The sequence below is a fragment of the Caulobacter sp. GW821-FHT11A05 genome (assembly GCF_058809015.1).
Window position 1 is genome coordinate 110,510 of the sequence record NZ_JBXASF010000011.1, and the last position, 15,913, is coordinate 126,422.

General features: G+C 67.7%; 16 protein-coding genes. 12 read left to right on the top strand and 4 right to left on the bottom strand.

What is annotated here, in order from left to right; translation table 11 throughout:
• Positions 1–6 precede the first annotated feature (6 nt).
• The 4 genes from AC1RSK_RS16370 to purQ all read left to right on the top strand — a co-directional run bounded on the left by AC1RSK_RS16370 (position 7) and on the right by purQ (position 2,324).
• On the top strand, positions 7–444 hold the full coding sequence (locus tag AC1RSK_RS16370) for a Cif family virulence factor (RefSeq protein ID WP_492908649.1): 438 nt from the start codon (positions 7–9) through the stop codon (positions 442–444).
• A 127-nt stretch (positions 445–571) separates the two neighbouring features.
• Positions 572–1,330 (top strand): phosphoribosylaminoimidazolesuccinocarboxamide synthase, encoded by a 759-nt coding sequence (gene purC, locus AC1RSK_RS16375; protein WP_492908650.1) that lies wholly within the window; start codon positions 572–574, stop codon positions 1,328–1,330.
• The gene (gene purS / locus AC1RSK_RS16380; RefSeq protein ID WP_492908651.1) at positions 1,330–1,566 is read left to right on the top strand and encodes a phosphoribosylformylglycinamidine synthase subunit PurS; all 237 of its coding nucleotides are present in this window, start codon (positions 1,330–1,332) and stop codon (positions 1,564–1,566) included. Before purC ends, purS begins: the two co-directional genes overlap by 1 nt.
• A 95-nt stretch (positions 1,567–1,661) precedes the next feature.
• Positions 1,662–2,324 carry a phosphoribosylformylglycinamidine synthase subunit PurQ gene (gene purQ / locus AC1RSK_RS16385; RefSeq protein ID WP_492908652.1) on the top strand — a complete coding sequence of 221 codons (663 nt, stop codon included), beginning with the start codon at positions 1,662–1,664 and terminating at the stop codon, positions 2,322–2,324.
• 289 nt (positions 2,325–2,613) lie between these two features.
• On the opposite strand, the gene AC1RSK_RS16390 is transcribed toward purQ, so the two are convergent.
• A complete protein-coding gene (locus AC1RSK_RS16390; protein ID WP_492908653.1) occupies positions 2,614–2,997 on the bottom strand; it encodes an iron chaperone in 384 nt (127 codons plus the stop codon).
• A 75-nt stretch (positions 2,998–3,072) separates the two neighbouring features.
• Here AC1RSK_RS16390 and AC1RSK_RS16395 point away from each other — a divergent pair, with 75 nt between their 5' ends.
• Genes AC1RSK_RS16395 through AC1RSK_RS16415 form a run of 5 tightly spaced genes read left to right on the top strand, consistent with a single transcriptional unit; the run spans position 3,073 to position 7,157 of the window.
• On the top strand, positions 3,073–3,615 hold the full coding sequence (locus AC1RSK_RS16395; RefSeq protein WP_492908654.1) for a hypothetical protein: 543 nt from the start codon (positions 3,073–3,075) through the stop codon (positions 3,613–3,615).
• A gap of 50 nt (positions 3,616–3,665) precedes the next feature.
• On the top strand, positions 3,666–5,876 hold the full coding sequence (gene purL / locus AC1RSK_RS16400) for a phosphoribosylformylglycinamidine synthase subunit PurL (protein WP_492908655.1): 2,211 nt from the start codon (positions 3,666–3,668) through the stop codon (positions 5,874–5,876).
• The gene (locus tag AC1RSK_RS16405; protein WP_492908656.1) at positions 5,873–6,265 is read left to right on the top strand and encodes a hypothetical protein; all 393 of its coding nucleotides are present in this window, start codon (positions 5,873–5,875) and stop codon (positions 6,263–6,265) included. The genes purL and AC1RSK_RS16405 overlap by 4 nt, the downstream gene beginning before the upstream one ends.
• A 20-nt stretch (positions 6,266–6,285) precedes the next feature.
• Positions 6,286–6,681, top strand: a complete 396-nt coding sequence (locus tag AC1RSK_RS16410) for a hypothetical protein (RefSeq protein ID WP_492908657.1) — start codon at positions 6,286–6,288, stop codon at positions 6,679–6,681.
• A 32-nt stretch (positions 6,682–6,713) separates the two neighbouring features.
• Positions 6,714–7,157, top strand: coding sequence for a hypothetical protein (locus AC1RSK_RS16415; RefSeq protein WP_492908659.1), 444 nt, complete (start codon positions 6,714–6,716; stop codon positions 7,155–7,157).
• 54 nt (positions 7,158–7,211) lie between these two features.
• On the opposite strand, the gene AC1RSK_RS16420 is transcribed toward AC1RSK_RS16415, so the two are convergent.
• Positions 7,212–9,068 carry a phosphoenolpyruvate carboxykinase (GTP) gene (locus AC1RSK_RS16420; protein WP_492908660.1) on the bottom strand — a complete coding sequence of 619 codons (1,857 nt, stop codon included), beginning with the start codon at positions 9,066–9,068 and terminating at the stop codon, positions 7,212–7,214.
• Positions 9,069–9,298: 230 nt separating this feature from the next.
• Here AC1RSK_RS16420 and AC1RSK_RS16425 point away from each other — a divergent pair, with 230 nt between their 5' ends.
• The 3 genes from AC1RSK_RS16425 to AC1RSK_RS16435 all read left to right on the top strand — a co-directional run bounded on the left by AC1RSK_RS16425 (position 9,299) and on the right by AC1RSK_RS16435 (position 13,068).
• Positions 9,299–11,413, top strand: coding sequence for an acylase (locus AC1RSK_RS16425; RefSeq protein WP_492908661.1), 2,115 nt, complete (start codon positions 9,299–9,301; stop codon positions 11,411–11,413).
• Positions 11,414–11,500: 87 nt separating this feature from the next.
• Positions 11,501–12,721, top strand: a complete 1,221-nt coding sequence (locus tag AC1RSK_RS16430) for an FAD-dependent oxidoreductase (RefSeq protein WP_492908662.1) — start codon at positions 11,501–11,503, stop codon at positions 12,719–12,721.
• Complete coding sequence (locus AC1RSK_RS16435) at positions 12,721–13,068, top strand: YybH family protein (protein ID WP_492908663.1); 348 nt, start codon at positions 12,721–12,723, stop codon at positions 13,066–13,068. The genes AC1RSK_RS16430 and AC1RSK_RS16435 overlap by 1 nt, the downstream gene beginning before the upstream one ends.
• A gap of 176 nt (positions 13,069–13,244) precedes the next feature.
• Here the strand turns inward: AC1RSK_RS16435 and AC1RSK_RS16440 are convergent, their stop codons facing one another.
• Positions 13,245–14,393 (bottom strand): acyl-CoA dehydrogenase family protein, encoded by a 1,149-nt coding sequence (locus tag AC1RSK_RS16440; RefSeq protein ID WP_492908664.1) that lies wholly within the window; start codon positions 14,391–14,393, stop codon positions 13,245–13,247.
• Between the two features lie 77 nt (positions 14,394–14,470).
• The gene (locus AC1RSK_RS16445) at positions 14,471–15,835 is read right to left on the bottom strand and encodes a pectate lyase family protein (protein ID WP_492908665.1); all 1,365 of its coding nucleotides are present in this window, start codon (positions 15,833–15,835) and stop codon (positions 14,471–14,473) included.
• Between the last annotated feature and the right edge of the window lie 78 nt (positions 15,836–15,913).

The window sequence follows — 15,913 nt, forward strand, 5'->3', positions numbered from 1 at the left end:
GCAACCATGGTCAACGACGATATCGCTATCGGAGACGTGATCGACGGCATGTACGCCATGATCTCGGGTCCCGCGGGCCCGCGGGACTGGGCCCGGCAGGCCGATTACTTCCATCCCGAAGCCCGCCAGATGCGCACCGGCGTCGGCGAGGACGGCGCGCCCTGGATCATGATCATGGGCCTGGAACAGTACCGGCGCGACACCCAGCCCTTCTTCGACGCCGGGCCGTTCTTCGAGATCGAACTGGGCCGGCGCGTCGAGGTGTTCGGCAACATGGCCCATGTCTGGAGCCAGTACGAAGCCAAGCGCGAGCCGACCGATCTGGTGCCCGAACGCCGGGGGATCAATTCCATCCAGCTGTTCAAGGGCGAGGACGGCGCCTGGCGGATCATCTCGATGATCTGGGACAACGAGCGGCCCGGCCTTTCATTGCCGGCGCTTTGAGAGTATTCACGGCCCTGAACAATCATCCTCGCGGACGCGAGTCGGACCCCGCGCGCTGGCCTCCTGCCCGCGCGCGATTTTCGTTCCGCCGAGCCGCTTCCAGAATTGCCCCATTGGGGGGAGACACATGACCACCCGCCGCAAGAAGATCTACGAAGGCAAGGCCAAGATCCTGTACGAGGGCCCCGAGCCGGGCACCCTGATCCAGTACTTCAAGGACGACGCCACCGCCTTCAACGCCCAGAAGAAGGCGGTGCTGGAGGGCAAGGGGGTCATCAACAACCGCATCAGCGAGTTCGTGATGACCAAGCTGGCCGCCATCGGCGTCCACAACCACTTCATCCGCCGGCTGAACCACCGCGAACAGCTGATCAAGGAAGTCGAGATCATCCCGCTGGAGGTGATCTGCCGCAACATCGCGGCCGGCAGCCTCAGCAAGCGGCTGGGCCTGGAAGAGGGCACCCCCCTGCCCCGCTCGATCATCGAGTTCTGCTACAAGAACGACGAGCTGGGCGATCCGCTGGTCGCCGAGGAGCACATCACGGCGTTCAACTGGGCCACCACCCAGGACATCGACGACATCATGGCCTCGACCCTGCGCATCAACGACTTCCTCACCGGGATGTTCGGCGCGGTCGGCATCACCCTGGTGGACTTCAAGATCGAGTTCGGCCGGATGTGGGAAGGCGACTTCAGCCGCATCATCCTGGCCGACGAGATCAGCCCCGACAGCTGCCGGCTGTGGGATTCGACGACCAATGAGAAGCTCGACAAGGACCGTTTCCGTCGCGATCTGGGCGACGTCATCGAGAGCTACACCGAGGTGGCCCGCCGCCTGGGGATCATGAAAGACATGCCGACCGTCATCCAGGGGGGACTGCACTAGTGAAGGCCACCGTCCACGTTTTCCTCAAGCCCGGCGTGCTCGACGTGCAGGGCAAGGCGATCGAGAACGCTCTGCACGGCCTGGGCTGGGCGGACGTGAACCACGTCCGCGTCGGCCGGGTGCTCGAATTCGAGGTCGGCGGCGACAAGGCCAAGGCTGAAGCCGAGGTCAAGGCCATGTGCGACAAACTGCTGGCCAACACAGTGATCGAAAGCTACCGGGTCGAGATCGGCTAGCCTTCATTCTATCCGCTCATCCCGGCGAATGCCGGGATGAGCGGAAATTGTGGGCGCACTCGCGACGCCGATAAGACTCTGCTAGAGGCCCGCCCATGAAAGCCGCCGTCATCGTCTTCCCGGGCTCCAACTGCGACCGGGACTGCAAGGTCGCCGTCGAGCGCTCCACCGGGGCCTCCGTCGACATGGTTTGGCACGGCGACACCGCCCTTCCGGACGGTCTCGACCTGATCGTCCTGCCGGGCGGCTTCTCCTACGGCGACTACCTGCGCTGCGGGGCCATGGCCTCGCTGTCGCCGATCATGACCGAGGTGAAGGCGGCCGTGGAACGCGGCGTCGCCACCGTCGGCATCTGCAACGGCTTCCAGGTGCTGTGCGAGGCCGGCCTGCTGCCCGGCGCGCTCCTGCGCAACGCCGGCCTGAAATACGTCTGCAAGCCGGTCGCCCTCGACATCGTCAACGGCCAGACCCGCTTCACCGCCGCCTACCAGGGCCGCCGCGAGGCGGTGATGACGGTCGGTAACGGCGAGGGCAACTACTTCGCCGACGAGGCCACCCTCGACCGGCTGGAGGGCGAGGGCCAGGTGGTGTTCCGCTACAAGGAAAACCCCAACGGCTCGGCCCGCGCCATCGCCGGCATCATCAACCCGGCCGGCAACGTCATCGGCCTGATGCCCCACCCCGACCGCGCCTTCGAGGCCGAACTGGGCTCGGCCGACGGCGCGTTGCTGTTCCAGAGTGCGCTGGCCAGCGCCTAAGCCTTTGAAAACGCTCGCCCGCTGGGCACGCGATGAATATGTCTAGACATATTCATCTGAAAAAATGGCTCGGCAGGCCGATCTGACCGCCTTGCGACGGCCACGTAGGCCGGGCGCCTCACCGGGCCGTCAACAATCCCAGCTCCGGCGCCTACGCTCTGTCAACGCCGGCGCCAACATTCACAGCGTCCACATCACCCGGAATGTCACACAAAATCAGTGACATCCGGCAAACCAGCCACTTCACATGCTCGGAACGCGGTATAATCGTTGACCGCTTCGGTAGGCCCTAAGGCCGCTTCCTCTTCGGCTTATAGGCGGCTTCCTCGGCCGCCCGCAGTTTGGCGATCCGCCCGATCAGCTCGACCGGCACGGGCTCGTCGAGCGGGAACTTGATCGTCCCCTTGCTGATCTCCAGCTCGGCCAGTTCGGCGGCCAGTGTCTTCTTCACCGCGTCGCCGACCGGGTAGATCGAGAAGTGCCGCTTCCAGCCGGCATAGTAGATCACCGCCCGGCCGCCGATCTTGAAGGTCGGGATGTCGTAGGAGATCACCTCCTCGGCCTCGGGCAGGGCCGCTTTGATCGCCGCCCGCACAGTCTCGAGAATCTCCCGTTGCCGGGCCGGCACGATAGCCAGGTACTCCTCCACCGTGTTGATCTGGAACTTGGCCATTACCCACCTGAGCACGAATTAACTTGGCCGGTCGCCGGCTTGGCCGCACCTTCGCCGAGGACACGGGGGAAGACCATGGATTTCAGTCAGGTCAACTGGCTTTACGTGGCGGGCGGCGTCTCGGCGGTGGCCCTGGTCGCCTGGCTGATCGCGCTGTTCCGGGGACGGACCGGCTTCATCGGGGCCGTGGTCGGCTTCGCCCACCTGTTCGCGGCCTGCCTCAACAGCGCCGCGCCCTTCCGCAGCCTCGTCGACCCTGAGTACGTCGGCTACGGCTTCGGCCTGTTGCATGGCGACAAGGGCCTGACCGTCTCGGCCATGGCCACGGCCGTCTTCGTCACCGCCCTGGTCGGCGCCTTCAGCGCCCTGCGCGGCTCGCGGGAGGCGACCCTGCTGACGGCGGTAACCAGCACCCTGTTCCTCATCGTGCTCGGCTGGCCCTGGCTGCAGGACACCCTGCAGGGCAAGCACATGTCCGTGCAGCTGGGCGAATACGCCACCCTGTCGGGCATGACTTCGGCGGCGATCCTGTTTGGGCTGATGGTCCTGCCGTTCGCCATCGGGGTGGTCTGGTCGGTGATGCGGATGCGCACGGCCCCCACCGCCGCGACGCAATAGCCAGACAGGCGGTTCACAGCGGCGGCGCAGCACTCTAGAAGCCCCATTCCATGAGCGCCTCTTCTCCCGCCAAGCCCATGGTCGAAACCGCCGCCGAGTTCGGGCTCAAGCCCGAGGAGTACGCGGTCATCCTCAAACGGCTGAATCGCGAGCCCAATCTCGTCGAACTGGGCGTCTTCTCGGTGATGTGGTCGGAGCACTGCAGCTACAAGTCCAGCCGCAAGCACCTGGGTAAATTCCCCACCACGGGCCCGCGCGTCATCTGCGGCCCCGGCGAGAACGCCGGCGTCGTCGACATCGGCGACGGCCAGGCCTGCATCTTCAAGATGGAGAGCCACAACCACCCCAGCTACATCGAGCCCTACCAGGGCGCGGCGACCGGCGTCGGCGGCATCATGCGCGACGTCTTCACCATGGGCGCCCGGCCCGTGGCCCTGCTCAACGCCCTGCGCTTCGGCGATCCCAGCCACCCCAAGACCAAACGCCTGGTCGAGGGCGTCGTCGCCGGCATCGCCGGCTATGGCAACTGCGTGGGCGTGCCGACGGTGGCGGGCGAGACCAACTTCCACCGCGGCTACGACGGCAACATCCTGGTCAACGCCATGTGCGTGGGCCTGGCCGACGCCGACAAGATCTTCTACTCGGCCGCCCCCGCCGCCGGCCTGCCGGTGGTCTATTTCGGCTCCAAGACCGGCCGCGACGGCATCCACGGCGCCACCATGGCCAGCGCCGAGTTCGACGAGGACAGCGACGAGAAGCGCCCCACCGTCCAGGTCGGCGACCCCTTCGCCGAAAAGCTGCTGATCGAGGCCACCCTGGAACTGATGGCCACCGGCGCCGTCGCCGCCATCCAGGACATGGGCGCCGCCGGCCTGACCTCCTCCTCGGTCGAGATGGCCGGCAAGGGCAGCGTCGGCATCGAGCTCGACCTCGACATGGTGCCCCAGCGCGAAGAGGGCATGACCGCCTACGAGATGATGCTGTCGGAGAGCCAGGAGCGGATGCTGGCCATCCTCAAGCCCGGCCGCGAGCGCGACGGCCACGCCATCTTCGAAAAATGGGGCCTGGACGCCGCCATCATCGGCTTCACCACCGACACTGGCCACATCGTCCTCAAGCACAAGGGCGAGATCGTCTGCGACCTGCCGCTCAGCCCGCTGTCGGACGACGCCCCGCTCTACGACCGCCCCTGGACCGAGCCGGTCAAGCATCCCCACGTCGATCCCAAGGCCGTCCCCGCCCCCGCCGACTGGGAAGCGGCCGTCCTGACCCTGATGAGCTGCCCCGACGTCGCCTCCAAGCGCTGGCTGTGGGAGCAGTACGACCGCCACGTCATGGCCGACACCGTGGAGGACAGCGCCACCGGCGCCGACGCCGGCATCGTCCGCGTCCACGGCACGCGCAAGGCCCTGGCGGTGACCAGCGACTGCACCCCGCGCTATGTGCTGAACGACCCCTATGAGGGCGGCAAGCAGGCCGTGGCCGAGGCCTGGCGCAACCTGACCGCCGTCGGCGCCGATCCCATCGCCATCACCGACAACCTCAACTTCGGCAACCCTGAACGCCCCGAGATCATGGGCCAGATCGTCAAGGCCATCGAGGGCATGGCCGAGGCCTGCCGCGCCCTCGACTTCCCGGTCGTGAGCGGCAACGTCAGCCTCTACAACGAGACCAACGGCAAGGGCATCCCGCCGACCCCGACCGTCGGCGCCGTCGGCCTGCTGGCCGACTACGCCCAGCGCGCGGACTTCTCGTCGATGAAGCCTGGCGACGCCCTGGTCGTCGTCGGCGTCAACCACGGCGAACTGGGCGCCAGCCTCTACCTGCGCGAGCTGCTTGGCCGCGAGGATGGCGCGCCGCCGCCGGTCGACCTGGACCTCGAGCGCCGCACGGGCGACTTCGTGCGGGCCCAGATCGTCTCGGGCGCCCTTCGCACGGTGCACGACCTCTCCGACGGCGGCCTGGCCATCGGCGCGGCCGAGATGGCCCTGGCCAGCGGCGTCGGGGTGACCCTGGAGGCGACCAGCAACACCCACGCCCACCCCTTCCTGTTCGGCGAGGACCAGGCCCGCTACCTGGTCGCCGTCGCCGACCCGGCCCCCATCCTGGCCGCCGCCGCCGCCGCCGGCCTGCACGCCTCCGTCGTCGGCCAGGCCGGCGGGAACGCCTTCGCCTCGCGCGGGCTTTTCTCCATCGACCTGGACAAGCTGCGGGCCGCCCACGAGGGCTGGCTGCCGTCGTTCATGGGAGCCGCCGCTTGAAAATGCCCGTTGCCGTGCTGATCGCCCTCGGGCTTGCGGCATGCAGCGACACGCCTTCGGTCAGCAAGGACAAGGCAAAGCCCTTGCCGCCTGGCTGCAATCTCTACGTGACGTTTGGCAGCTATTCAGCCGGTCCCGATGGCCAGCTGATTCAAGCCTACAGGAAATACTGGAGCTCGGTTCCAGCCGATGTTTCGTCCACCCAAGCCGTGCCTTGGAAGAACGGCATCGAAGGGGAGTTCGACATCTGCGTCCGCACGACCTCAAAGGCCGCCACAGGGCGTGTCTTCGCTGGCATGCTGGCGCTCTCACCGTCCGCCAGCCGGCGCGGATGGACCACGGTTCACGCTGACGACGGTCGCGCCTTCAAAGTTAGCTGGTCGAAGTAGCGGCAAACAGGAGCCATCCGATGAAACCCTTCCTCGCCCTCGCCGCCACCGCCCTTCTGGCGACCGCCTGCGCCACCGACAGCGGCGCCGAGCCGCCGCCCTCTCCCGGCCCAGGCGGTGAAGGCTGCGACGTCTCCATCTCCTTCGGTAGCTACGCCATGGGCATCGACGGCGAAGCCTACGCCCGCGTCGAGACCTGGCTGGCCGGCCACAAGGACCTGGTCGCCGAGGTGAAGGTCACCCCATGGGGCCGCGAAGGCGAGCGCACGGTCTGTGTCACCGCCACCTCGCCGGCCGCCATCAAGCCGGTGTTCACCGGCGTGGTGAAGCTGCTCCCCGTCGAGGGCAAGAAGGCCCCGATCACCGCGCTCAGCAAGACCGGCGGCCACTTCCACACCAGGGGCGGGCCGGGTTAGGGTCAAACCGAACCGACGTCGGGGGGCGTGTCTTGAGTCTTGCAGGTCTTGTTGTCGCTGTGCTCGTGCTCGGCGCTCCGCCTTCCGGCGTCGGCGCGGCCGAGAAGCCCCGCTCCGGCTGCGATGTCACGCTCGACTATAAGGCCAAGGCCGGAAAGATCGACACCCGGTCCTATAACCGCATCAAGACCTGGCTCGGCGAGAGCCGTGAGATCACCTCTTATATTGAGACATCACCGAAGGCCGATGGCAGCGTGAGGCTGTGCATCATGGCCGCCGAGAAGGACAAGATCAGGCAGATGTACAGCGCCATCGTCCTCTTGGTCGATCGCAGCTATGGCCGCAAGGCGTCAGTCAGGATTCAGAACCGCTACGGTGGGTTGACCGAAAAGAGGCCGAGGAAGCCACAGGCATCCTCGTACGTGCCCCGCAACAACGGCCTGCGCGAGCGCCCGCCGACCGACAAATGGAACTGACATGAAAAAGGGGCGGCCCTTCGGCCGCCCGTTATCGTTTCTCGTGGTCTGGCCCTAGGCCAGCGCCAGCTCGCGCTCGCCGTCCTTGGCCCTGGTCCCGAGCCGCGTCATCAGCGCCTCGTACTGGCCCCACAGGGCGGCCGGCATGCGGTCGCCGAAGCGCTCGTAGAAGGCCGGGATCAGGGCGGCTTCCTCGCGCCAGACATCGGCGTCGACACTGAGCAGCAGGTTGAGCTGATCGGCGGTCAGGTCCAGGCCCGAGACATCGAGGCTGCCCTTGGCCGGCAGGCGGCCGATGGCGGTGTCGACCGCTTCGGCTTCGCCTTCCAGCCGCTCAAAGATCCACTTCAGCACGCGGCTGTTCTCGCCATAGCCTGGCCAGACGAACTTGCCGCCGTCCTTGCGGAACCAGTTGACGAAATAGATGCCCGGCAGCTTGGCCGGATCGGCGTTAGCGCCGACCTTCAGCCAATGGCTGAAATAGTCGCCCATGTTGTAGCCGCAGAAGGGCAGCATGGCGAAGGGATCGCGGCGCAGCTCGCCGACCTTGTTCTCGGCGGCGGCGGTGCCTTCGGAGGCGGTGTTGGAGGCCAGGAAGACGCCATGCTCCCAGTCGAAGGCTTCCGTCACCAGTGGCACGGCGCTGGCCCGGCGGCCGCCGAACAGGATGGCGCTGATCGGCACGCCGGCCGGGTCGGCCCATTCGTCGGCGATCACCGGGCATTGGTGGGCGGCGACGGTGAAGCGGGCGTTGGGGTGGGCGGCCGGGGTGGTCGAGGCCGGGGTCCAGGCCTCGCCCCGCCAGTCGGTCAGGGCGGGCGGCGGTTCGTCGGTCAGGCCTTCCCACCAGACGTCGCCGTCCGGGGTCATGGCGACGTTGGTGAACACGCAGTCGCGGTTCAGGGCGTCAATGGCGTTCTTGTTGGTGCCGATGCCAGTGCCCGGGGCGACGCCGAAGAAGCCGGCTTCCGGGTTGATGGCCCGCAGCTGGCCGTCGGGGCCAAAGCGCATCCAGCAGATGTCGTCACCGACCGTCTCGGCCTTCCAGCCGGGGATGGTCGGCTGCAGCATGGCCAGGTTGGTCTTGCCGCAGGCGCTGGGGAAGGCGGCGGCGACGTAGCGCACCTGGTTCTTGGGACTGGTCAGCTTGAGGATCAGCATGTGCTCGGCCAGCCAGCCCTCGTCGCGGGCCATGACGCTGGCGATGCGCAGGGCGTAGCACTTCTTGCCGAGCAGGGCGTTGCCGCCGTAGCCGGAGCCATAGGACCAGATCTCGCGGCTCTCGGGGAAGTGGACGATCCACTTCTCCTCGTTGCAGGGCCACGGCACATCGGCCTCGCCCTCGGCCAGCGGCGCGCCCAGCGTGTGGACGGCCGGCACGAAGAAGCCGTTGGCCCCCATCATGTCGAGCGCCTGCTTGCCCATGCGGGTCATCACCCGCATCGAGATGGCGACATAGGCGCTGTCGGTGATCTCGACGCCCAGGGCGCTGATCGGCGAGCCTATCGGGCCCATGCAGAAGGGCACGACATACATGGTGCGACCGGCCATGCAGCCGTCGAACAGGCCGTTCAGCCGCTCGCGCATGGCGTTCGGCTCGGACCAGTTGTTGGTCGGGCCGGCGTCGGCTTCCTGCTGCGAGCAGATGAAGGTGCGGCTCTCGACGCGGGCAACGTCGCGCGGGTCGGAGGCGGCGTAGAAGCTGTTAGGCCGCTTCTCCGCATTGAGACGCTTGAGGGTGCCCAGCTCGACCAGGCGGTCGGTGAGCAGCTTGAACTCTTCGTCCGACCCGTTGCACCAGTGCACCGCTGCCGGCTTGGTCAGGGCGGCGATTTCGCGCACCCAGGCCACAAGCTTGGCATGGTTGGTGGGAGCCTCGTCGAGGCCTGGAATCGAGACTTCGCCGTCCATCACCGGCGTCCTCCATTTTTGTTACTTTGACGCGCCGGATGCCCTCTGATGTGGCCCCTGTGCACGCCCTTGCGCGGGTCCTGCCTAGCCCGCCCAGGGGGCGTGGGGCAAGGCGAAAGGGGCAAAAGTGATGAAACTGTCAGGGGTTGCCCTAGGGGAGCATGTCCGCAAGCGGACATTCGCCAACCCGCCCGGGGCCCGATAGGATCGCGAAAAAGCGGGGGAAGCGGATGCGTTGGATCGTCAGGGGCCTGATCGGGCTCATCGCACTTGTGATTCTGGCGGCCGGGGCCTTGCTGCTGCTTGACCTGCCGAACCAGCCGGCCAAGGCCGACACCGCCGCCCTCATTGCCCGGGCCGAGCGCTATGACGTCCAGATCCGCCGCGACGAATGGGGCGTGCCGCACATCCTGGGCAAGACCAACGCCGACGCCGCTTTCGGCCTGGCCTTCGCCCATGCCGAGGACGATTTCGCCACCATCCAGGACGTCACCCTGGCGACCCGCGGCAAGCTGGCGGCCCGGAGCGGGCTGAAGGCGGCGCCGACCGACTACATCGTCAGCCTGCTGGGAGTCTGGAAGGCGGTCGACGCCGGCTACGAGCAACAGCTGCCGGCCGATGTTCGGGCGGTGCTCGAGGGCTACGCCGACGGTATCAACCTCTATGGCGCCCAGCATCCCGATGAGGTCGCCCCCGGCCTGCTGCCGGTCAGCGGCAAGGACATCGCCGCCGGCTTCGTCTTCAAGACGCCCTTCTTCTACGGCCTCGACGCCGAGCTGAAGCGGCTGAACGACCTGCCGGCCGATCCCATGCCCAAGGGCTCGAACGGCGTCGCCATCGCCCCGTCCCGCTCGGCCGACGGCGCCACGCGGCTGCTGGTCAACAGCCACCAGCCCTTCACCGGCGCGGTCGCCTGGTATGAGGCGGTGGTCGAGAGCGGCGAGGGCTGGCACGTGGCCGGCGGCTTCTTCCCGGGCTCGCCCTTCATGCTGCATGGCCACAACGCCGACCTCGGCTGGGCCAATACGGTCAACAAGCCGGACCTGATCGACACCTATCGGCTTGTGACCAACCCCAAGAACAAGAACCAGTACCGCCTCGACGGCGCCTGGAAGGACTTCGAGCGCTCCGAGGCCAGGCTGCGCGTCAAGCTGTGGGGTCCCTTCCACATCACCGTTAAGAAGCCCGTCCTGCGCTCGGTCCATGGGCCGGTGATGCAGACCAAGGCCGGCCTCTTCGCCCTGCGCTTCGCCGGCATGGACGAGGTGCGCCAGCCGCTGCAGTACTGGCGGCTGAACCAGGCCCATACCGCCGATGAGTGGCGGGCGGCGATGGCGCTGCAGGCCCTGCCCAGCATCAACTACATCTACGCCGACCGCTCCGGGACGATCGCCTATGTCTACAACGGCCTGTTCCCCAACCGGCCGGACGTGAAGAGCGTCGACTGGCAGGGCGAACTGCCCGGCGACCGATCGGACCTCATCTGGAAGGGCTATCTGCCCTTCGATCGCGTGCCCCAGCTATGGAGCCCCAAGGGAGGGCTGGTGTTCAACGCCAACAACACCCCCTTCCGCGCCACGCCGGACGGCGAAGGTCTCGACCCGCGCGGCTTCGCGCCTTCGATGGGCATCCAGACCGACATGACCAACCGCTCCTGGCGCGAACTGGAGACCTTCGGGGCGGATGCGTCGATCACGCCTGAGGAGTTCAAGGCCTACAAGTTCGACGTCGCCTACAGCCCGCGGTCGCGGGTGGCGGCCATCGTGCGCGAGGTGCTGGCCCTGAAAGCCGGCGACGACGCCGACCTCAAGGCCGCCCAGGCCCTGCTGCGCGGCTGGGACTTCCGTGCCGACCGCCAAAGCCGCGCCGCTGCCCTGGCCATCGGCACGGCCTGGGCCGTCGACGTCGATCCCGAGGACGGCGGGCCGCGCCCTGCCCCGCCGGCCGCCGTGCGTCAGACCATGGCCAACCTCAAGACCCACTTCGGCCGCATCGATCCCGAGTGGGGCGAGGTCAACCGGCTGGTGCGCGGCGACGTGAACCTGCCGGTCGACGGCGGCCCCGACACCCTGCGGGCCATCTACGGCGAGCCCGGCAAGGACGGCCGTCTGACGGCCGTGGCCGGCGACACCTTCATCATGATCGTCGAATGGGACAAGGCCGGGAAGCTCTCCAGCCAGAGCGTCCACCAGTTCGGCTCGGCCACCCTCGATGCGCGCTCGAAACACTACGCCGACCAGGCCCCGCTGTTCGCCGCCATGCGCTTCAAGCCCGTCTGGTTCACCGAGGAGCAGCTCAAGGGGCATGTCGCCGAGACCTACCGGCCGGGAAAGCGACGCAGCTGACGCCAAGTCACCGTTGCCCCGCCCCACGGGCGGACTAGGTTTCACGCAGCGGCGTGCGGCAAGACGCGCCCAGACGGGAGACAGCGGATGGACCACGAGATCGTCATCGTCGGCGGCGGCATCGGCGGCTCGGCCCTGGCGGCGGTGCTGGCCGGGCGCGGCGTCGACGTGCTGCTGCTCGAGCAGAGCGAAGTTTTTGAAGACCGGGTACGCGGTGAGTGGATCGCGCCCTGGGGCGTGGCGGAGACCAGGCGTGTCGGCCTGTACGACGTGCTGATGGCGGCCGGCGGGCATCACCTGGCGCGCCACGTCACCTATGACGAAAGCCGGACGCCTGAGGAGGCCGAGGCCCGCACCCTGCCGCTGTCGATGTTCATTCCGGACGTGCCTGGACCGCTGGCCATCGGCAATCCGCACCATTGCCAGACCCTGTTCGACGAGGCCGTGCGCCGGGGCGCCAAGGGCTTGCGCGGCGCCCGGGTGACCGCCATCCAGCCGGGCCCGGCGCCCACCGTCACCTACCTCCACGATGACGTCCAAAAAACCGTCTCCTGCCGCCTGATCGTCGGGGCCGACGGCCGCACCAGCCAGGTCCGCGAATGGGCCGGCGTCACCTTGCACCAGGACCGGCCGCACCACTGGTTCGCCGGCCTGCTGGTCGAGGACGCCCAGGGCTGGCCCGATGACCTGCAGGCCATCGGCACCGAGGGCGACTTCGCCTTCCTCGTCTTCCCGCAAGGCCAGGGCCGCATCCGCCTCTACGGCAGCTACAGCCTCGAGCAGAAGCGCCGCTTCGCCGGGCCGGACGGCCCGCGCGCCTTCCTGGACGCCTTCCGCATGCGGTGCAGTCCGCTCAACGAGGCCGTCGCCGACGCCACACCGGCCGGCCCCCTGCTCAGCTACTTCAACAACGACAGCTGGACCGATACCCCCTACGCCGAGGGCGTCGTGCTGATCGGCGACGCCGCCGGCTGGAACGACCCGATCATTGGCCTTGGCCTCTCCATCACCTACCGCGACGTCCGCATCGTCAGCGACATCCTGGCCACCGACGACTGGGACTTCGCCCCCTATGCCGAGGAGCGGGCCGAACGCCTCCGTCGCCTGCGGCTGGCGGCGAAGATCACCTCCGGCCTCGACGCCGAGTTCGGCGAAGGCCCCAAGGCCCGCCGTCGCCACCACTTCGAGCGCACGGCGGAGGACCCGATGCTCGGCGCCCACGGCTTCGCCGTCATGGCCGGTCCCGAGACCCTGCCCGCCGAACTCTTCACCGAGGCCCACATGGCCCGCGTGCTGGGGGAGGCCTGATGGACATCGAGGATTTCAACCGCCGCTGGCTGGCGGCGTGGACCGCCAAGGACGTCACCGCCCTGCTCGGCTTCTACGCCGAGGACTGCCTGTACAAAGACAGCAACACCGCCGCCGGCCTCACCGGCCACGCGGCGCTGAAGGCGTACCTGGAGGGCCTGTTCGGGGCGACGCCGCCGATGACCTACACGCCCGACGCGGTGTGGCCGATCGAGGGCGGCTTCTGCGGCCGTTGGTACTGCGACATCGCCATGCCGGACGGCGTGACGAGGATGCGTGGGTTCGATCTGGTGATCCTGGAGGGGGATCGGATCAAGGAGAACGAGGTGTACGTGCATGTGCTCTGACCGCTCCCTTCTCCCGCTTGTCGGGAGAAGGTGGCCCCCGAAGGGGGGCGGATGAGGGCAGCACCGACGGTTGATGAGTTTTGCTGCGCCAACCTTCGAAGGCTGGCGCAGCCCTCATCCGTCGGCTTCGCCGCCACCTTCTCCCGACGAGCGGGAGAAGGGACAGCGTTTGTCCCCTACCCCCCCCGCTTCATCGTCTCCCGCGCGATGACCAGCTGCTGCACCTGGCTGGTGCCCTCGTAGATGCGGAAAATCCGTACGTCGCGGTACAGCCGCTCGATGCCGTAGTCGGCGACATAGCCGGCGCCGCCGAAGATCTGCACGGCCCGGTCGGCGACGCGGCCGACCATCTCCGAGGCGTAGTATTTGGCCGCCGCCGCTTCCAGCACGATGTGCTCGCCGCTGTCGCGCTTACGGGCGCTTTCCAGCACCAGCGCCCTGGCCGCCATGCATTCGGTCTTGCTGTCGGCCAGCATGGCCTGGATCATCTGGAAGTTGCTCAGCGCCTGGCCGAACTGCTTGCGCTCGCCGGCGTAGGCCACGCAGTCGGCGATCAACCGCTCGGCCACGCCTACGCAGAGCGCCCCGATGTGCAGCCGCCCCTTGTCGAGCACCTGCATGGCCACCTTGAAGCCCTCGCCCTCTTCGCCCAGGCGGTTCTCCACCGGCACCCGGACATTGTCGAAGGTGATGTCGTGGATCTGGGCGCCGTGCTGGCCCATCTTCTTCTCAGGCGGACCGACGGTGATGCCCGGCAGGTCGGATGGCACCAGGAAGGCGCTGACCCCGCCGCCGCCCTTCACCTCGGGATTGCTGCGGGCCATGACCGTGAAGAGGCCAGCCTTGGCGGCGTTGGTGATGTAACGCTTGGAGCCGTTCAGCACATAGGCGTCGCCGTCGAGGACGGCCCGGGTCTGCACCGCGGCGCTGTCGGAGCCGGCTTCCGGCTCGGTCAGGGCGAAGCTGGTCACCGTCGTGCCGGCGGCGATGCCGGGCAGCCATTTGGCCTTCTGGTCATCGTTGCCGAACATCACCAGCCCCTGGCTGCCGATGCCGACGTTGGTGCCGAACTCCGAGCGGAAGGCCGGGCTGGTGCGGCCCATCTCGAAGATCACCAGGCACTCGTCCTCCATGGAGAGGTCGAGGCCGCCGTATTCCTCGGGGATCGACAGGCCAAACAGGCCCAGATCGCGCATCTCGCCGATGACACTTTCCGGGATCGCATTGGCCTCGGCCACCTGGGCTTCCAGCGGTCGCAGCCGCTCGGTCACGAACCGGCGGACGGTATCGACCAGCTGGTCGCGGGTTTCGGCATCGAGCGCCATGGCGGCCTCCCAAACGGTTGTTGGAAGTCCGTTACGGCAACTACGGCGTCAGGTGAAGAGTGACCCTAGGTCCCCCCTCAAGTCCCTTTCGCCTTGGCTCCGGCGTCCAGCACGTCCGGCCGCTTCGGCGTCATGTCGAACAGGTTCCAGTCGTCCGGGTTGAACGGCCGCGCCGTCGGCTTGGGACCCGGATAGCCGTGCAGGTCGTTCTCGCTGTCGATGATCTGGCCGCGCCCCTCGGCCGTGTCGCTGATCAGCTGTACGTCGTTGGCGTCGCGGTCCCAGGGCCGGGCCCCGACACCCCCCAGCACCGCCTGCTGCACGGCGCTGGCCGGCATCGCCTTCAGCCCCGGCGGCCAGAGCATCGGCCTGCTCTTCTGGATGATCTTCGCCGGGCTGGTCGTGTAGCGGCCGAACATCGGCAACGGCCGGCCATAGCGGTCCACGGCGATGTTGTCCTTGCCGTAGAATTCCAGGTCGCCGTAGCCGCCGATGTCCAGGAAGGCCAGGTGCTCGGCCGTATCCATGCCGCCGCGCAGCACATTGCCGACCGCCACCAGCTGGCCGACCTGCCAGGGATGGTCGCCCCACTCCTCGGCCATCAGGTTGTAGTGGATGGCCCGCTGGCCGGGATTGTAGATCAGGTTGTTGACCACCACCCCGCGCACCCCGCCCTTGAACATCGGATTGCGCTCGAAATTGTGAGCGTAGAGGTTCCCGACGATCAGGATGCCGGTGATGTTGTCGTGGATCAGGCTGCCCTTGGAATGCTCGATCTTGGCATGGGTCGAGTACCGAAGACTCTCGGCGATGATGTTGTTCGAGAAGGTGATGTCGCGCGACGTCCCGGCCCGCCAGTCGTCCGGCGTCTGTCCGACGAATCGCGGCCCCGAGGCCGACAGGTTCTCGTCGGTGCCCCAGGTCAGGCTGCAGTGGTCGACGATGATGTTGTAGCTGATCCCCTGGGTGGAGATGCTGTCGAAGTCCTTGCCGCTCTTCTTGGCCGCCCCCGCCTCCCCCGGCCGCACGCGGATGTGCTGGACGACGACATCGTGGGTGGCCAGGTCGATGCCGCCCTTGATCAGGGTGACGCCCGGCGAGGGCGCGGTCTGGCCGGCGATGGTCAGGAAGGGCTCGCGAATCGTCAGGGTCTTGCCGCCCATGTCGATGACGCCGCCGACCTCGAAGACGACGATGCGCGGCCCCTTGGCCTCGACCGCCGCCTTGAAGGATCCAGGGCCGTCGGCGTCCAGGGTGGTGACCCTGATCACCTGGCCGCCGCGGCCGCCCGGGGTCTTCGCCGCCCAGCCCTGCGCGCCCGGGAAGGCCAGCGGCGCGACCGCCGACTCAGGGGCCGCCCCGGCCATCTGCGCCGCGACGCCGCTGAAGGGCGTAAAACAGGCCGCAAAACCCAAAACAATGGCGGCAAGTCTTTGTTTCAACACCGCTTTCACTCCCCGAAACGTCATCGCGACGGCCTTTTCGCCGCCTGCGGATTGAAAATGACACCGGTTTCCTCT